Origin of the sequence: Marinomonas sp. SBI8L, from assembly GCF_001624705.1 — a bacterium.
Classification (GTDB): domain Bacteria; phylum Pseudomonadota; class Gammaproteobacteria; order Pseudomonadales; family Marinomonadaceae; genus Marinomonas.
Genome location: NZ_JSEO01000006.1, coordinates 255,626 through 270,737, shown reverse-complemented (window position 1 = coordinate 270,737; position 15,112 = coordinate 255,626). Strand labels below are relative to the sequence as shown.

15 protein-coding genes are annotated in these 15,112 nt (G+C 39.6%); 7 read left to right on the top strand and 8 right to left on the bottom strand.

Going from position 1 to position 15,112, the window contains the following annotated elements:
* Nucleotides 1-7: 7 nt before the first annotated feature.
* A complete protein-coding gene (locus OA91_RS11550; RefSeq protein WP_063338350.1) occupies nt 8-754 on the bottom strand; it encodes a thioesterase II family protein in 747 nt (248 codons plus the stop codon).
* A 284-nt stretch (nt 755-1,038) separates the two neighbouring features.
* Between OA91_RS11550 and OA91_RS11545 the strand changes: the two genes are divergently transcribed.
* The 5 genes from OA91_RS11545 to OA91_RS11525 all read left to right on the top strand — a co-directional run bounded on the left by OA91_RS11545 (nt 1,039) and on the right by OA91_RS11525 (nt 7,283).
* The gene (locus OA91_RS11545) at nt 1,039-3,366 is read left to right on the top strand and encodes a TonB-dependent receptor (protein WP_063338349.1); all 2,328 of its coding nucleotides are present in this window, start codon (nt 1,039-1,041) and stop codon (nt 3,364-3,366) included.
* Nucleotides 3,367-3,448: 82 nt separating this feature from the next.
* A complete protein-coding gene (locus tag OA91_RS11540; RefSeq protein ID WP_063338348.1) occupies nt 3,449-4,279 on the top strand; it encodes an ABC transporter ATP-binding protein in 831 nt (276 codons plus the stop codon).
* Nucleotides 4,272-5,288: a FecCD family ABC transporter permease gene (locus tag OA91_RS11535; RefSeq protein WP_063338347.1), complete on the top strand. Its 1,017-nt coding sequence runs from the start codon at nt 4,272-4,274 to the stop codon at nt 5,286-5,288. Before OA91_RS11540 ends, OA91_RS11535 begins: the two co-directional genes overlap by 8 nt.
* Entirely contained in the window at nt 5,285-6,346 is a 1,062-nt protein-coding gene (locus OA91_RS11530) for a FecCD family ABC transporter permease (RefSeq protein WP_063338346.1), read from the top strand. The genes OA91_RS11535 and OA91_RS11530 overlap by 4 nt, the downstream gene beginning before the upstream one ends.
* Before the next feature lie 22 nt (nt 6,347-6,368).
* Complete coding sequence (locus OA91_RS11525) at nt 6,369-7,283, top strand: ABC transporter substrate-binding protein (RefSeq protein WP_046019164.1); 915 nt, start codon at nt 6,369-6,371, stop codon at nt 7,281-7,283.
* 269 nt (nt 7,284-7,552) lie between these two features.
* Here OA91_RS11525 and OA91_RS11520 read toward each other — a convergent pair whose 3' ends face one another.
* From OA91_RS11520 to OA91_RS11510, 3 genes are all read right to left on the bottom strand, one after another.
* On the bottom strand, nt 7,553-8,167 hold the full coding sequence (locus OA91_RS11520) for an OmpA family protein (protein ID WP_046019163.1): 615 nt from the start codon (nt 8,165-8,167) through the stop codon (nt 7,553-7,555).
* A 310-nt stretch (nt 8,168-8,477) separates the two neighbouring features.
* Nucleotides 8,478-8,900 carry a VOC family protein gene (locus OA91_RS11515; RefSeq protein ID WP_063338345.1) on the bottom strand — a complete coding sequence of 141 codons (423 nt, stop codon included), beginning with the start codon at nt 8,898-8,900 and terminating at the stop codon, nt 8,478-8,480.
* A gap of 58 nt (nt 8,901-8,958) precedes the next feature.
* Nucleotides 8,959-9,276, bottom strand: coding sequence for a hypothetical protein (locus tag OA91_RS11510; RefSeq protein ID WP_046019161.1), 318 nt, complete (start codon nt 9,274-9,276; stop codon nt 8,959-8,961).
* A 167-nt stretch (nt 9,277-9,443) separates the two neighbouring features.
* Between OA91_RS11510 and OA91_RS11505 the strand changes: the two genes are divergently transcribed.
* The gene (locus OA91_RS11505; RefSeq protein ID WP_063338388.1) at nt 9,444-10,475 is read left to right on the top strand and encodes a nucleoid-associated protein; all 1,032 of its coding nucleotides are present in this window, start codon (nt 9,444-9,446) and stop codon (nt 10,473-10,475) included.
* An 8-nt stretch (nt 10,476-10,483) separates the two neighbouring features.
* On the opposite strand, the gene OA91_RS11500 is transcribed toward OA91_RS11505, so the two are convergent.
* Both OA91_RS11500 and OA91_RS11495 read right to left on the bottom strand, forming a co-directional pair.
* Nucleotides 10,484-11,149 (bottom strand): HAD family hydrolase, encoded by a 666-nt coding sequence (locus OA91_RS11500; RefSeq protein ID WP_063338344.1) that lies wholly within the window; start codon nt 11,147-11,149, stop codon nt 10,484-10,486.
* 46 nt (nt 11,150-11,195) lie between these two features.
* Nucleotides 11,196-11,399: a hypothetical protein gene (locus tag OA91_RS11495; protein ID WP_063338343.1), complete on the bottom strand. Its 204-nt coding sequence runs from the start codon at nt 11,397-11,399 to the stop codon at nt 11,196-11,198.
* Nucleotides 11,400-11,650: 251 nt separating this feature from the next.
* Here OA91_RS11495 and OA91_RS11490 point away from each other — a divergent pair, with 251 nt between their 5' ends.
* Complete coding sequence (locus OA91_RS11490) at nt 11,651-12,130, top strand: DUF2947 family protein (protein WP_063338342.1); 480 nt, start codon at nt 11,651-11,653, stop codon at nt 12,128-12,130.
* Here the strand turns inward: OA91_RS11490 and OA91_RS11485 are convergent.
* Together OA91_RS11485 and OA91_RS11480 are read right to left on the bottom strand one after the other, a co-directional pair.
* The gene (locus tag OA91_RS11485) at nt 12,127-12,843 is read right to left on the bottom strand and encodes a tRNA-uridine aminocarboxypropyltransferase (RefSeq protein ID WP_082827910.1); all 717 of its coding nucleotides are present in this window, start codon (nt 12,841-12,843) and stop codon (nt 12,127-12,129) included. The genes OA91_RS11490 and OA91_RS11485 overlap by 4 nt on opposite strands.
* Before the next feature lie 41 nt (nt 12,844-12,884).
* Nucleotides 12,885-14,723: a sigma-54-dependent Fis family transcriptional regulator gene (locus OA91_RS11480; protein WP_063338340.1), complete on the bottom strand. Its 1,839-nt coding sequence runs from the start codon at nt 14,721-14,723 to the stop codon at nt 12,885-12,887.
* Nucleotides 14,724-15,112 lie beyond the last annotated feature (389 nt).

Below are 15,112 nucleotides of genomic sequence, written 5' to 3'. Positions count from 1 at the left end.
AAACAAATCAAAGACAAATCTTATTTTTAAACCAGTCTAAAAAAGACGCTTCTTGTAAATAAAAATGCCCACCTTGAAATTCAAATTGCTCAAACCGCAAATCCGAGTATAGGCGCCATTCTGATAAGGTGTCATAGGCGACTTGCGTATCCTCTTGCCCACCTAATGCAATGATTGGAACTGATAAGATTGGGCGCGCTTTATGCTCTTGGTGAAACACGTAATCATCATGCAGTTTAAAATCGGCTCGAATAATTGGCAGAAGTAAGGCCTGGAATTCAATGTTGTTTAAGAACTCTTCAGGAGTGCCACCCATCTCTTTTAATAATGCCAGTAATTGAGTGTCATTTAAGTCACTTCTGCGTTCTGTTGAGGGTTTAAAGTGAGGTGCTTTTCTTGCTGAGACCCAAAGATGTTGAGGTAGAGGGTAGTTGAGCTTTTCTAACTCAAGCGTGATTTCCCAGCTGATGAGCGCACCAAGACTATGCCCAAATATACTGAAATGAGTAATTTTAGTTTGCATTATCGTATGAGCAATATCTATCGCTAGGGATTTTATATCTTCAGCAAATGGTTCGGTAAATCGAGAACCTCTACCAGGGTATTCCACTGGGATTACCTGAATCTTTTGTAAATTTTTTTGCCATTCACGATACATGGCAGCAGACCCGCCTGCGCTTGGTAAACAAAATAGGGTGGGGAGGTTTCCTTGTATCTGTGTATTGATTGGAAAAACAGACGTGTGTTTTTGCATTTTACGCTATTGCTCCCTAGATCGAGACTTTTAAGTTTTGTGATTTCATCTCTTCGTTCATTGTCAAAATGAGCACTGATTCATTCACTTTATAGTTTGTAATTCACTTTTGGGGTGATTCTCCCTTGAGGCCGTATATTGTCTATATAAAAATTAACAAAGACAATAACTTAATTATTGTTGACAATAATGAACGAAATGATAATAATTCCCATTATTGCTAATTATGAATTACATTAAAACTTTCTATAACTCTTACACATATTGAATTAAGGAATTAGTACATGAAGAGAACGGTTTTGGCTCGTTTAGTTAGTCGTGAAGTGCAACTTAAGGTGATGCGAGCATCTATTTTATCTTTGTTTACTGTTCCTTTAGCAATGGCAGAAGAGAATACAGAAGAAGTAAATGTTGAATTAACACCTATCGTGGTTCAAGGCACTAAACTTAGCCGTTATGAGTTTGATGAAGCTGAGTCTGCGACTGGTTTTGTTACTGACATTGATGAAGTGCCTCGTACTATTCAGGTCATCCCTGAGCAGTTAATTCTAGATCAAAACTCAAAAGACCTTAATGACGTATTGTCGAATTCTGCGGCGGTTACTCGTTCAGATGGTTTTGGTGGTACTGAAACGGAAGTCAATATTCGTGGTATTGGAAACGAATACCTGTTTTTAGACGGCAGCCCAGTAAGTTCCCGTTATAATATTGATGTTGCCAATATTGAGAGTGTTGAGGTAGTTCTTGGGCCAGCGTCGATTTTGCATGGACAAGTGAGTCCTGGTGGCCTTATTAACGTAGTAACGAAAAAGCCTCAGGAAGAAAGTGCTCATTCTGTACAGATGGATGCTGATGAACATGGAAAGCAAAAATTGACAGTAGATAGTACTGGCTCTTTGTCAGATACGACTCAGTATCGAATTGTGATTAGCGGTGAAGACACTGAAACATACCGTGAAGTATCTACTACGGATGGTAAGTTCAATACAGAACGTAAGAGTTTGACTGTATCTCCTTCTATAACTTACACACCAGATGATCAAAATACCTTTACCTTACGTCTAAATCACTCGGAGCAAGAGCTACCGATTGATCGTGGTACGGTAATGGTGAACGATGGAAGCGGTGATCTTTCTATCGCAAATATTCCTTATGAAAGAGCCTTAGGTTCAGAGTATGATATCCGTGACAGTAGTGATGATCTGATTCAATTTGATTGGGATTATGAGCTAGATAATGGTTGGACCAACAAATTTAAAATTGGTTATTACGAAAAAGAGCTGGATGATTATCAAACCCGTGGTATCGGCGGTTTGAATACAGGTACAGTTAGTGATTATGCAACGACAGCGCAAATTGTAACTGCGGCTTTAGGTGGTCAAGTAAATACAACTTCTGTACAAAGTAATAATTTACTGCTTCGTCGTACTGATTCTAACGAAATGGAGCTAAGTGATATTTTCTTATCAGATAGCTTAACGGGTGATTATGAGCTAGGTGGATTAGATAACACCTTATATATTGGTGTGAATTATCACAGTCAAAAAGAAGATCAGACGGATGGGCTTGCCTTTACTGACTACTTTGGAACTACGGTTATTGATGCTAGTGTCATTGATATCACCGACTCAGCATCTGCTTCGAACTCTAAGCTAACGACAACGGATATTAGTAACAGTGATACCACTACCGATGAGTTTGGTTTGTCTATTCAGAACTTAACCTATGTGACCGATCGTTTGAATGTATTAGCGGGTGCTCGTTACGATTATTATAAGATCAAAGGTGATTACACTTCTTATTACACAACTACGAATAATATCTCTTATACACAGGTTGCTAATCCTCAGGCGGTCGATATTGATAGTTCAAATGATCATATCAGCGGTCAGCTAGGTGCTATCTATGATGTTTCAAATGACGTATCTGTTTACGCATCTTATGCAGAATCTTTTAAGCCTAACTTCCCGTCTATTACAGAAGGTGTTTACAGCGGTGACTTTGACCCTGAAACAGCGAAACAAATTGAAGTGGGCCTAAAATCTAGCATGCTTGATGACAAGCTACGCTTAAGTGTTTCTACCTATGCATTAGAGCGTAAAAATGTGGCGACTGTTGATGGCAATTTAAACACAGTACTAAACGGTGAAACAGAAACAAATGGTGTTGATGTAAGTGGTACTATGCAGTTCCTAGAAGGCTTAAACGTATTAGCTTCTTACTCTTATATGGATGCAGAAATCATTCAATCTGATGATGGTAAGGATAATGGTAATACGCCATACAATATTCCTGATCATAAAATGCGTCTTTGGGGTTCTTACGAAATTAAAGGTGGCGACCTAGCTGGTTTAGGTTTTGGTATGGGGTCTGAATATGTGAGCAAACGTTATGGTAATGATACCAACACCTTTAGCCTGCCAAGCTACACAACTTACGACGCATCAGTTTGGTACTACTTACCTCTATCAGAAGAGACTCAATTACGACTTAACGCTGGTGTGAAAAACCTAACGGATGAAGTTTATTACACAGCCAGTGGTAGTAACACTTATCGAATCAGCCAAGGTGATCCTCGTACCATTTATGCGACAGCACGTATAGATTTCTAGCCTTTAAAAATTAGGAAATATTGTATCAGTGCCACTTTTTAAGTGGCGCTGATTTTTTGTTTATATGAAATGGAACATTTGAATGCTGGTTATCGAGCACCTAAATGCAGGCTACAAGAATAAACAGGTTTTAAAAGACATTAATTTGACGCTATCGGAAGGTGGCTTTATTACGTTAATGGGTGCGAATGGGTGTGGGAAAACAACCTTGTTGCATTCTATCTCGGGTTTATTAAAGGTCACCAAGGGTGATGTTTTTTTGAATGAGACTAACTTGTTAACGTTGAAGCGCAAGGATGTTGCTCAAAGGCTGGCGCTCTTGCCTCAAATCGCTACGACTCCATCTGGTTTAACTGCACGTGAATTGATTATGCAAGGACGTTTTCCTTGGCAAAATTGGTGGAAACAATGGTCAGACGAGGACGAAAAAGCAGTTAATGATGCGATTGAAGTGACCAATGTAAGGAACTATTTGGACCTACCTTTAGAGCAACTTTCAGGCGGGCAGCAACAGCGTTGTTGGATTGCCATGACGCTTGCACAAGATACGCCAGTTTTATTATTAGATGAACCTACCACCTATTTAGATGTGGCACATCAAGTTGAATTGATGAACTTGATTTCATCCCTTAAATCCAAGGGAAAAACCATCATTGCGGTATTACATGACTTGAATCAGGCCGCAACCTATTCAGATTATCTTGTCATGATGAAAGAAGGTGAAGTCTATACACAGGGAAAAGTAAAAGATGTATTTACCAAAGAGAATCTAAACTCGGTGTTCGGGCTGAACGCTAATATCATCACTGATCCATACAATGACACGCCTATTGCGCTTCCCGTGGTGACATCACCTGATAACGTGGCTTCAACAACAGATCTGAACAATAGGCAGCAAATGCATTATGCGTAGTATCGTGGAAACTCATCGTATGAGTGGCTTTCCAGTTGCTCGTGTAAGTGGTGTTGTATTGCTGCTTTTGGCTGTCGTTATCGCTGCATTTTTACATCTTAGTCTTGGGGCTAAAGATATTGATTGGATAACTATCTGGCATGCCTTGTTCGACTATAACACTGCAGATATGGATCAGGTAATCATAAGAGAAAGTCGTCAGGCACGCCTTATTGTTTCCGTAGTCGTGGGGGCATCACTTGCCTTAGCAGGTGTGATTATGCAAGCGATCAGCAGTAACCCTTTGGCTGATCCAGGATTACTAGGCATTAACAGCGGCGCTGCATTTTTTGTTGTGGCTAGCTTGTTATTTTTACCTATGTTTGGACAAGGTTATGTGCCTGTTTTTGCATTTTTAGGTGCAGCTTTTGCGGCATTTCTTGTCATGATGCTAAGTGGTTGGGAGCAAGGATCTGAGAGACTGGTGCTAGCAGGTGTCGTAGTAACCGCATTGTTCTCTGCTATGACAGCCATTTTATTACTGATTGATCAACAGGGTCTTGAGAAAGTAAGGCATTGGCTAACTGGGGCTATTGGGGCATCTGATCTTAAAAAGCTGCATTGGGTATATCCCTATTTAATCTGTGCCATGGTGGGCTGTTTTGCCTTGGTTCGTTCTCTAAATGCGTTTCATCTGGGAGAGCGTGTCGCGGCCAGTTTAGGTGTGAATGTTTTACTGCTAAAGATAAGCGGATTAGCTTTAGTCGTCGTGCTGTCAGGTTGTGTGGTTACTGTCGCAGGTCCTATTGGCTTTGTTGGATTAGTGGTTCCGCATCTTGCAAGATTATTGGTTAGGAATAGCTATGCCTGGCTCTTTATCTATTCCTTATTGATTGGCACCTTACTGCTTATTCTTTCAGATATTGCAGCACGGTTTGCTTTGCGCCCTTACGAAATTAATACCGGTATTATCACTGCTTTTGTTGGCTCTCCCGTCTTTATTGCACTTGTGTTGGGGAGAATGAAGTGAAAAAAATATTAGCTTCTTCTCGCCCAATCCACATAAAGCTGTTTCCAAATGTGAGCCTTTATGCCAGATCAAATGATGTCTTTTGGTTAGCTTTCTTTAGTTTATTATTGTTGTTTCTGCTTCTTTGGGGCGCAGCAATAGGTAGCTATCAATTAAGTATCCTAAAAAGCTGGCAGATTATTCTTGCGCCTGAATTGGCACCTGAAAAATTGGTACGAGTGGTTTGGGAGTTTCGTTTACCTCGTTTGCTGGTAGCCGCTTTATGTGGTGCTGCACTTGCGATTGCGGGTGTGATTTTGCAATCCATCACGCGCAATGCTTTGGCATCACCGGGTCTCATCGGTGTCGAGGCGGGTGCAAGTGCCACCATGTTGGTTTTTGTGGTGATTGTTCCGGGTATCATTCCAATCTTCTTGTTACCCGTCTTTGCCATGATTGGCGGCTTTATTGTCGCTTCATGTGTCTGGTTATTGTCTTCTTTACGAGGTTATTCTCCCATCCGATTAGTCCTGATAGGTGTTGGTATTACTTCCATGCTAAGTGCATTTTCAGAAATGCTGATTACCTATGGCGATATTGATTTGGTTGAGTCTGCTTTGATGTGGTTTGGGGGGAGCTTACATCAGGCTTCTTGGCCGCAGGTTAAAGTCATGATGTTTTGGTTATTGATAGCAGGTAGTTTAGCTTGGCTATGTTTTAGACAGCTTAACCTTTTGATACTGGGCGATAAAGTTGCCTTTTCAAGGGGCGTTAATAACCGTAAAGCATTACCATTTTTGCTGTTTTTATGCGTCGCTTTGACGTCTGCTTCTGTCGCCACGGCAGGTACTTTGACCTTTGTTGGATTAATTGCGCCTCATATAGCGCGACGCTTTTGTGCGAATCGTCATGGTGCTTTGATTCCTCTGTCTGCCGTGATTGGCGCCTGTTTAGTTGTTTTAGGAGATTCATTAGGAAGGAGCATGTTTGCGCCATTGCAATTGCCTGCTGGGCTTGTCTTGGTGTTAATCGGTGCTCCTTATTTTATTGTTTTGATTAGCCGTCTACGTAAAGCGTAGTCATTTTATATAGGAATAAATAATGTTTAAAAAGTTAGCGGTAGCTTGTGTTGGTTTGGTTGGACTGAGCTTACAAGCAGCAGAAGTGCAAACCTTTGAAAATCAATATGGCAAAGTGGAAGTGCCAGTTGCGCCTGAGTGTGTCGTGTCATTACATGACTTTAGTTTAACTATTCAGCTATTTGAACTGGGTGTTCAACCATGTGGCTCAGTCGCTAGAAAAAGACTATGGTCTGACCCTATTTTTAGGGGTGTCCAACACCGTTTTAATACGGAAAGTTTAACCTATGTTGGTAGTCATAAGTCACCAGACGAAGAGGCGATTGCCGTACTTGAGCCGGATTTAATTGTTGGCCTTTCTTATCAGAGTAAATTTAAAGATAAGTTAGATCAGATAGCCCCTGTGGTTATTCTTCCAACCAAGGTTAAGACGATCAAGGAATGGGCGCGTCAGTTAGCAGAGTTGACGGGCAAATCAGCTCGTTTTGAAGATCAGCAAAAAGAATATGATTGGATTATCAGTGAATTTAAACGTCTAGTGCCTGAGCCAGAGAAAATTACAGTGACGACACTGGAGATTTATGAAGATAATTTCCAGTTAATTGGCCGCGGTGGATTAGATGAAGTGATTGCCGATATGGGCTTGGGTCGACCTCAAGGTTATTTGGATGCTAAAAAAGGCATTAATTATAGCTTAGAGCGTATTAGTGATATGGATGCGGATATTATTATCGACACTTATGAGCCTATGTTAGACAGCAGAGAGGATACAGAAGATTTTCGTAATTCGGCTCAATGGAAAAATCTATTTGCGGTTAAAAATGACCAATTTTTATATTTGAATCGAAGCCGCTATGGGGATTCTATGGGCGGGCTAATTGGGTCTGCTTACCTACTTCTTTCTCATGTGGCTGAGAGAGACTTTAAAAAGCAATAGCCTTTACTGTCTATGGTGAGTTGTATGGCCATAGAGTTAGTTATTTGTATGTGTAAAGGTTGTTAGAAGAGCCAAATGAGACTTTCTTAATTAACTCGTTAGTTTTGAAAGTCTCATTTAGGCTCTTTTTTATTTTCATTTGGGGCTAATGAGGTGAATAAAAGAATGTCTTCTTTCTGTTCAGTTTATTTAAAAGGTGTTTCTAACAAAGGGTCTAGGTTATTCGTGATTAGGGAAGAGGGTCTACTGTAAGGGCTTTACGTTTTATTTTATCGTTTTGTCAGAGCCGTTTTGTTTTCTTCATCAACACTATAAATCGTCCAGCGTTTTAGAGAGGCTGTTTGTCTTGAGAATACTTCTGCGACAACGCGACGGTTAGCTTCACGGCCTAAATCAGTCTCGTTACTAGTTATTGGAGCGGTTTCCCCAAAGCCTTTTGGTTCTACTCTGTGTTTAGCGATACGGAATTTACTGGTCAATACATCTGCAATTGCTGATGCACGACGTTGTGATAAAGCTTGATTGCTTTGAGCTGAACCAACGTTATCTGTGTGGCCTTCAATCACAACCGCACTGGCTGGGTTTTTTCTTAGAAAGCTAGCAAGTCTTCTAAGTTCTCCATAGAAAACAGGTTTTACTTCATGCTTACCTGTATCAAATAATACTTTTAACTCAACTGATAAAAGCTTGGTGCTTGTTTTGCTGCAACCATAGTTGTCTACCTTAGCGCCATATAAGGTGTTGTTACATCTGTCTCTAATATCTATAACACCATCTTTATCAGTATCTGCAAGGCGCGAGCGAACCTTGTCTCCATATAAGGAGCCGGCATTTATCTGAGAACAGATAAGTAACGTCAGAATGAATAGAAGATGCTTTTTCATAATGTCTCGATAATGAGTCCTAATAAAAATTACCAGAGTAACTATTGAATAATAATAAAGTATTGCTAGAAAAAGTTTTATACGAAAAATGTAGCAAATTTCAATGGTTTGCAGAACTTTGTGTAACTTGTGTTAAAAAGACGAGGTTTGTAATTTTGATTGGATAGGAATGTTATTGAATGTAGCTTTTGATCTTATTTGTAATCGTTATTTTAGTTATGAAATCATTTTTACTTATAGGTGAAATAGCAAAAACGGATACCAGTCTAGCTTTTGCTATTCTCAATACTTTAGTGTCTTGAGTATCAGACTACCAAGAACCTGTGTTCTCCATTGATTGCCAAGGCTCGGCTGGTGCAAGATGTTCACCTTCTTGCAATAGTTCAATAGAAATACCATTAGGGTCTTTTACAAAGGCCATATGACCGTCTCTTGGTGGCCGCAAAATACTGACGCCCATATTACTTAGGGTTTCGCATGTTTTGTAGATGTCGGACACACTAAAAGCAAGATGGCCAAAGTTATCTCCATTAGAGTAGTTTCTATCATCCCAATTATGGGTTAGTTCAACCTCAGGAGCACCTTGTTCTGTTGCGTAATAGATAAGTGAGAACTTTCCTGACTCACTATCAAATTGACGGGTTTTAATAAGACCTAAGCCTTTGGTGTAAAATTCATGGCTGGCTTCTGGCTGAGATGTTCTAATCATGGCGTGAAGATATTTTATGCTCATTTACGATAGGTCCTTGTATTACGCGTGTTTAAATTGCTTTTCTCGTTGTTAAAGTGATTTAGCTTTCTTCCCAATACCAGCGAATAGGGTCGCCAAAATCATCATATACGATGACCTTTTTACGGCGTTTAGTCACTGGTGTTTTAGTATTCGATCCATTCTTTCTTTTTTGCATTTCAGCAACAACATGGTTTAAAGGCGTTCTTTCTTGCCTTGGTTCACCAAAACCTATGTGGCTTGTATTATATTTGCCGTCAACAAGCCCAGATTCACCCATATCTGCTTGTTTAATTTCCCCTTTAGACTTTAAGAATGCCTCAATTTGATCGGCAATTTCTTGTCTGGTTTCCTTTTTCGTCGGTTTGGGTTTTACCATAATAAAGGGACTTGCTCCGCAAAACGTTTTAGATTTAAAGCGATTGTTTTACTGATTGTCTAACTAGTTGATTAATTACAAACAGTTTTATTTATTTAACTAGATAGATTGGCATGAATGCAGCAAAATACAAGGCTAATAAAACAGAATACTTTAAGAGGCTAATAGTGTCTATTTCGAACCTCATTGTTCACGAAATACAAAAAAATAGTTCCAACGATAAAGCACTCCTGATTGCTCGACCTGAAGAAATGGTTGTTGATGATCAAGCCTTAGCATTATCACAAAAAATTAATGACTTATTTAATCGCTCTGGGATGAATACTGGCCGCTTTAGTAATCCAGATGGAAGTGAAGAAGGGTCTCAGTTACCCGGCTTAATTAAGCAGCATTTTGATGGTTCAGGCTTTAATGACTTTGTTGGCTTCACCAAAGCTTGTGCGGCTGAATATGTTAGACACTTAGAACCTGTAGAAGATGTAGAAGGTGGGCTTTTATGGTTCCATCATTATCAAGTTCAAGATACTAGCTTCTTATTAATTGTTTTACTCAAACGTAAACAAGGTGTAGTGCTTAATTCAGATTTGAGTCTTGAGCAAATTAACCAAATTGAAATGGATAAGTTGCATATGGCCTTGCGTATTAACTTATCGGCTTGGAAAGCGGAAGACGAAGCTCGTTATATTGCTTTTCGTTTTGGACGCGCGCCACGCCATGAAAGTGATTATTTTACCGCTTTCATTGGATGTAATGAGCCCGCAGCTGCGGCAAAAGAAACTCGCAAACTTGTGGATTTAACATCAGCATTCTGCCAAGAAATGAATGTACCGCAAAAAGCCGCTGTCGAGTTAAAACGAGTCGTTGCTGATCGTTGTCTTGAGAAAGTCGAAGATAAAGAGCCAATTGAACTTAAAGAAATCGCTGCCGAAATTGAGACCCAGTTTTCGGCTGATCAAGCCAGTAAGTTTTTGGATCTTGCTGCTTCTGAAAGCTTTAATCTTGAAAAAGAAATCTTTGTCGAAAAGGCTGGTTTGAAAAAACTAACACGTTACTCTGGCAGTAACAAAACACTCACTCTGAGTTTTGATAGTGATTTATTAGGGGAAAGCATTTCATTTAATGAAGCGACTCAGTCATTAACCATTAATGATTTGCCTAGAAGCTTACTAAAACAATTGCAAAAGGATTTAGCTAAATAGCCGTTTTGTTAAATCGCTATTTGGCGAGATAGGCCCATCTCTTCTAGTTGATGTTTTAGTTCTCTCATGGAATCAAAGCATCGACTAGCGCCTGCTTTTAATTGCTCACTCTCATTCATTTGCTCGCTAAAGGCAAATACTGTCATCCCAGCTGCGATACCTGCTTTGATGCCAGCAATTGAATCTTCAATAACCAAGCAGTCTTTTGCGTGAACGCCTAAATTTTTTGAGGCAAGTAAGTATAAGTCTGGTGATGGCTTAGGTTGTTTAACATCTTCAACGCAGAACCTTTGAGTGAAAATTTGGTTCAGCCCAAGTTTTACAAGCTTAAATTCCATATCTGATCGATGAGCGTTGGTCGCCATAGCAAAAGGGCAGTTTAGACTCTGAAGTATTTCAGGAATACCTGGAATGCATTCAAGGTGCCTTTCCATTTCAGCTTGATAGGCAGCTTTTAGTTCAGACTTAAAATTCTTAGGCAAGGAATAGCCAAGAATCTCAGTAACTGTTTCTAGGTTTTTCTCTGTTGTATAGCCAGTAAATAAGGTTTGAATATCCTGATCTGTTAAAGAGTGCCCCAAAGCCGCAAGTTTCGCCTGAAAAATATTATTAGAAATAGTTTCTGTATCGACTATGACGCCGTCACAATCAAAAATAATGGCTTTAAATGACATCTTCTACTTCCTTAATAAATAAAGGCTAAGTTTAGATTGTATATTATTACTTTGACATAAAATCTAGTTTGTTGATTTTGTTAATTAATTCAATTCTTGAATCTAGATCAACAGGGTTCTGCATGGTCAGGTCACTCAGTTTTTCAGGGCTTGTGACCATGTTTTTGATTTTAACTATGTACTCTTTTAGTGTTGCAAGAAGAGTAAAAGTGTTTGAGTCATAAATTTCTGTGCTTGATATGTTGTTCATTTTGTTTCTCTATAAGTTGGATTAATGTCTATCTGCGGTGGATTATAGATAGCCATTTATATTTCAACAAACGATGCTTTTTCAACAAATAGGTGAATTTATTTCATCTATCAGGTTTTATATGAGGCTTTATAAAAGCAGCGCGTACTTATGTTAAATTTGACCTATTTGCTGTATCTTATGATCTATAAAATGCGTGTTTCTAATCGACAGAAATTCGCCCTCTAAATTGTTAGGAAATCAAATTTTAAATGCCTTACCAACCGCTTGAAGGCTTTGCTAAAGCCTGGATATTCAAACGTTCAGACCCTTTTATACAACCTGAAGATCTCATTCAAATTAAACCTTTTGCTGAACTTAGAGCGAATCAAGTATGGCGGGATTACATTAGTCAAGAACGTACTCATCCAGACCATCTTAATCAAAAGGATTGGTCTCAAGACCCTGAAGCAATTGGCCTTAATCTAGATTGGCAAACACGCTGGGAGTCTGATGATGAGCCATTGCCTGAAGAGGTGTTGGTGCATTTAGAAAACTGGCAAGACGACAATATTATATATTTCTGTTATCACCAAGATGATGTGATTGAAACAAGCTATGGTGTATTTAAACGTAGTTGGAAGAACTTCCTTTTCTTTGATAATGGCCCACTTCTGTTAGGGAAAAAGAAGAAGCAGGCTGTTCAATTTTTTAGTGATGGTACCTGTACCTTATTGTCTAAAAAATCTTAAGTAGTCGCTCTTATCTGCCCAGACCTTTTACGGCTCATCAAACAGTGCTGATTAAAAGTTGCATTGTATTGCATGAGTTGGCTAGCTTGCTCCTGATGGCCAAGAGCGTTCAGCGCCATGGCCGTCACTTCAGCTGTCGCAAACTGCATGTCATGCTTGGCGTGGCGCACTAAGAAGGCTTTTTGCTTCTCCATATTAATGTTTAGACAAGGGTAGTCTCTTAGCCATTTGCTTAAGTGAAACATTTTGCTGGCTTGCTTCCATGTTGCATCAAATAAAATGAGCGTTATTTTTTTAGTGCTAGACGTGTTTGCCTCAGGTTTAACCTCAAATGATAGGTTCTTTTTCTCTGTATCAGGAAAAAGTAAAACTATCTCTCTATCTTCTTCATTTAAAAGCTCAAGTAACTTAGGCTCTGGGTCTTTGCGCGACCACAAGAAAGCATGAGTCTGTTTTGGGAATAGGTCTGCAATTAAACGGCCACTATTAGTTGGTTTGTGAATTTCATCCCTATGATATAAGAGCACGATTTCAATGGGTAAGTTGGATTCCACTCTAGCATCACAAAAACAGGCATCATGTGCCATAAGGCAAGAGGGGCAGCGTGTAAGACTTGCTCCTCTAGCTAGAAAAGGGCGGGTTGATATGGACTGGCAGTATTGCCTCAAATAATCAACCTGATGCAGATTAAAGCGTGTTTTAGAGTCTGTCATAGAGAGAGTGTGCCAAGAAAATCGGCTATTATGAGGCAAGATTATTTTAAGTCCAGCTCTCTCAGTTTTTTATAAAGGGTGTTACGGCTAATATTGAGCGCTTTTGCTGTCCTGGAAACATTTCTATCATTTGCTTCAAATATGGCTAACCAGTTATCTTGCCTTTCTGGAGGGGCGTCATCGATATTTTCTTCAACTTGACGCTGCTCTTCTTCTACTTCTTGAATAAAGTCATCAGGCAAATCCATAAGCTGGATGCTTTGGCCATCAGACATTATCTCGGCAATTTGTAAGACGCTGACAAGCTGTCGGATATTACCCGGCCATGAGTAACTACCAAATAGTTTAGTGACACTGGCTGATAAAAGAGGAGGAATATTCGCTTCTGAATAATGGTTAAGCACCTGTTGGAAAAGTAGTTGCTTATCTTCTCTTTCTCTTAAGGCAGGTAAAGAGATATTCAAGCCAGACACTCGATAGAACAAATCTTGTCTAAACTCTCCAAGAGCAACACTCTGTTTTAAACTCTTATGGGTGGCAGAAATTAAACGAACATCGACCGAATAGTTCTCTGTGCTACCCAATGGGGTGACCTGTCTTTCTTGTAGTACTCTCAAAAGCCTTGCTTGAACATTATGTGGCATGTCGCCAAGTTCATCTAAAAAGAGAGTGCCTTTATGAGCTTTACGAATGAGGCCAATCGACCCTTTATTATTGGCACCTGTGAAGGCACCTTTTTCATAGCCAAATAATTCTGATTCGACAAGATCTGCTGGAATCGCTGCACAATTGAGAGCGACAAGAGGCATTTGCGCTCGGCTGCTAGAGTTGTGTAGGGCTTTAACAAAGACTTCCTTACCGACACCTGTTTCGCCATGAATCAGGATAGGGATGTCTTTTTCGATGACACGGCTTGCCTGATCAATTGCCCGTTTAAGCTTAGAGTCCCCAAGGTTTATGCTTTCTAAAGTAAAGGCTTGAGGAACGGGCTTAATTTGCTTTCTAAAATCAAGCTCTCGTGGTTTTGGCATATTAGGACGTTTTAACATGCCATAGATACGGAATTTATTACAGGCTACTAGATCAAGTGGTAACTCTTCTGGGTGGTTTTTCAGCTCTCTTAAACTAATGTTCAAAATACTTTCAATATTAAGTAGAGCCAAATCTTGCGCTAATAACAGTTCAGCACGACGGTTGGCTGAGATAATCGAACCTTCCTCGTTAAATACAATTAATCCAGACCATTGGCTGTCTAGAATATCTAAGTTGGTATTAAAGGTGAGGGTAAAGGCTTCGTCTTTAAACATGGAGATGATTAGACGATTTTCAACCGATTGTGTCATCATTTTAACCATGCCAAGCGTATGCGCTTGAGGTAGATAAGCATCACTAGAAACGTCAATCACACCTACCAACTCTCTATTTACGTCGTAAATAGGCGCTGCTGAACCCACCATAAAACGGTTGGCTTTTAAAAAATGTTCATCTCTTTCTATCTGGACTGGCTGCCCTGTTGCTAAAGCTGTCCCTATTGCATTGGTGCCTAAGGACCTTTCTTGCCAAGCTACCCCTTGTTCAAACATGGCTTTACGTTCGGAATTCATAAATCTTTGGTCACCCCAAGAGTCGAGAACCCGGCCAGAGTGATCTGCCAACATGATTAGGCATTCAGTATTGGACAATATGTGTTCATAGTAGGGTAACACTTCAGTGTGCGTGGTATGAACAAGGAAGTTATTGGCTTCAACAATATCTGATATAACGTCAGCTTGAGGACGATTGATATTGATTTCACTGCTGTGAGTTAAACCATATTTTCGACACCTATCCCAAGAGTTATCAATGATTTCCTGGTGTGAATCGGGTTTTTCAGTGGCCATTTTTCATCTGCCTTAAGCGTTGATAGCAGTTTTTTATTATCATTCTACTAAATCCATTTACAGAATCAGTTTGAACAGTGTCTCTCTTGTCACTGTTCAGTGTCAACTGTTCAAAATTGAACAATTATACAAGAAATGAACACTTTTTAAGGCTACTTTACAATCGCTTTTGTTCGCTTTTTGTTGCTCTTATTCGAATTTATTATTGATTTATTGCTAATTTTTAGAGGGTTAGGTAGTTTTGCTTGTCTAGTTAGTTGGTGAAGCTCGCAGAATTACTCGTGTTTAGGCAGTTTAACGACGACACTTAATTAAATAGAGATCAATTCAGTTAGTGCGTTTTAAATAAACCTGTGTTTCTAAAGGGCTTTGTAAAGGAACAAAGATCG

What these genes read in the sequence shown, in the direction of transcription:
- OA91_RS11550 (WP_063338350.1), bottom strand. Translation starts at nt 754, where the DNA reads ATGCAAAAACACACGTCTGTTTTTCCAATCAATACACAGATACAAGGA.
- OA91_RS11545 (WP_063338349.1), top strand. Translation starts at nt 1,039, where the DNA reads ATGAAGAGAACGGTTTTGGCTCGTTTAGTTAGTCGTGAAGTGCAACTT.
- OA91_RS11540 (WP_063338348.1), top strand. Translation starts at nt 3,449, where the DNA reads ATGCTGGTTATCGAGCACCTAAATGCAGGCTACAAGAATAAACAGGTT.
- OA91_RS11535 (WP_063338347.1), top strand. Translation starts at nt 4,272, where the DNA reads ATGCGTAGTATCGTGGAAACTCATCGTATGAGTGGCTTTCCAGTTGCT.
- OA91_RS11525 (WP_046019164.1), top strand. Translation starts at nt 6,369, where the DNA reads ATGTTTAAAAAGTTAGCGGTAGCTTGTGTTGGTTTGGTTGGACTGAGC.
- OA91_RS11520 (WP_046019163.1), bottom strand. Translation starts at nt 8,167, where the DNA reads ATGAAAAAGCATCTTCTATTCATTCTGACGTTACTTATCTGTTCTCAG.
- OA91_RS11515 (WP_063338345.1), bottom strand. Translation starts at nt 8,900, where the DNA reads ATGAGCATAAAATATCTTCACGCCATGATTAGAACATCTCAGCCAGAA.
- OA91_RS11510 (WP_046019161.1), bottom strand. Translation starts at nt 9,276, where the DNA reads ATGGTAAAACCCAAACCGACGAAAAAGGAAACCAGACAAGAAATTGCC.
- OA91_RS11500 (WP_063338344.1), bottom strand. Translation starts at nt 11,149, where the DNA reads ATGTCATTTAAAGCCATTATTTTTGATTGTGACGGCGTCATAGTCGAT.
- OA91_RS11495 (WP_063338343.1), bottom strand. Translation starts at nt 11,399, where the DNA reads ATGAACAACATATCAAGCACAGAAATTTATGACTCAAACACTTTTACT.
- OA91_RS11490 (WP_063338342.1), top strand. Translation starts at nt 11,651, where the DNA reads ATGCCTTACCAACCGCTTGAAGGCTTTGCTAAAGCCTGGATATTCAAA.
- OA91_RS11485 (WP_082827910.1), bottom strand. Translation starts at nt 12,843, where the DNA reads ATGACAGACTCTAAAACACGCTTTAATCTGCATCAGGTTGATTATTTG.
- OA91_RS11480 (WP_063338340.1), bottom strand. Translation starts at nt 14,723, where the DNA reads ATGGCCACTGAAAAACCCGATTCACACCAGGAAATCATTGATAACTCT.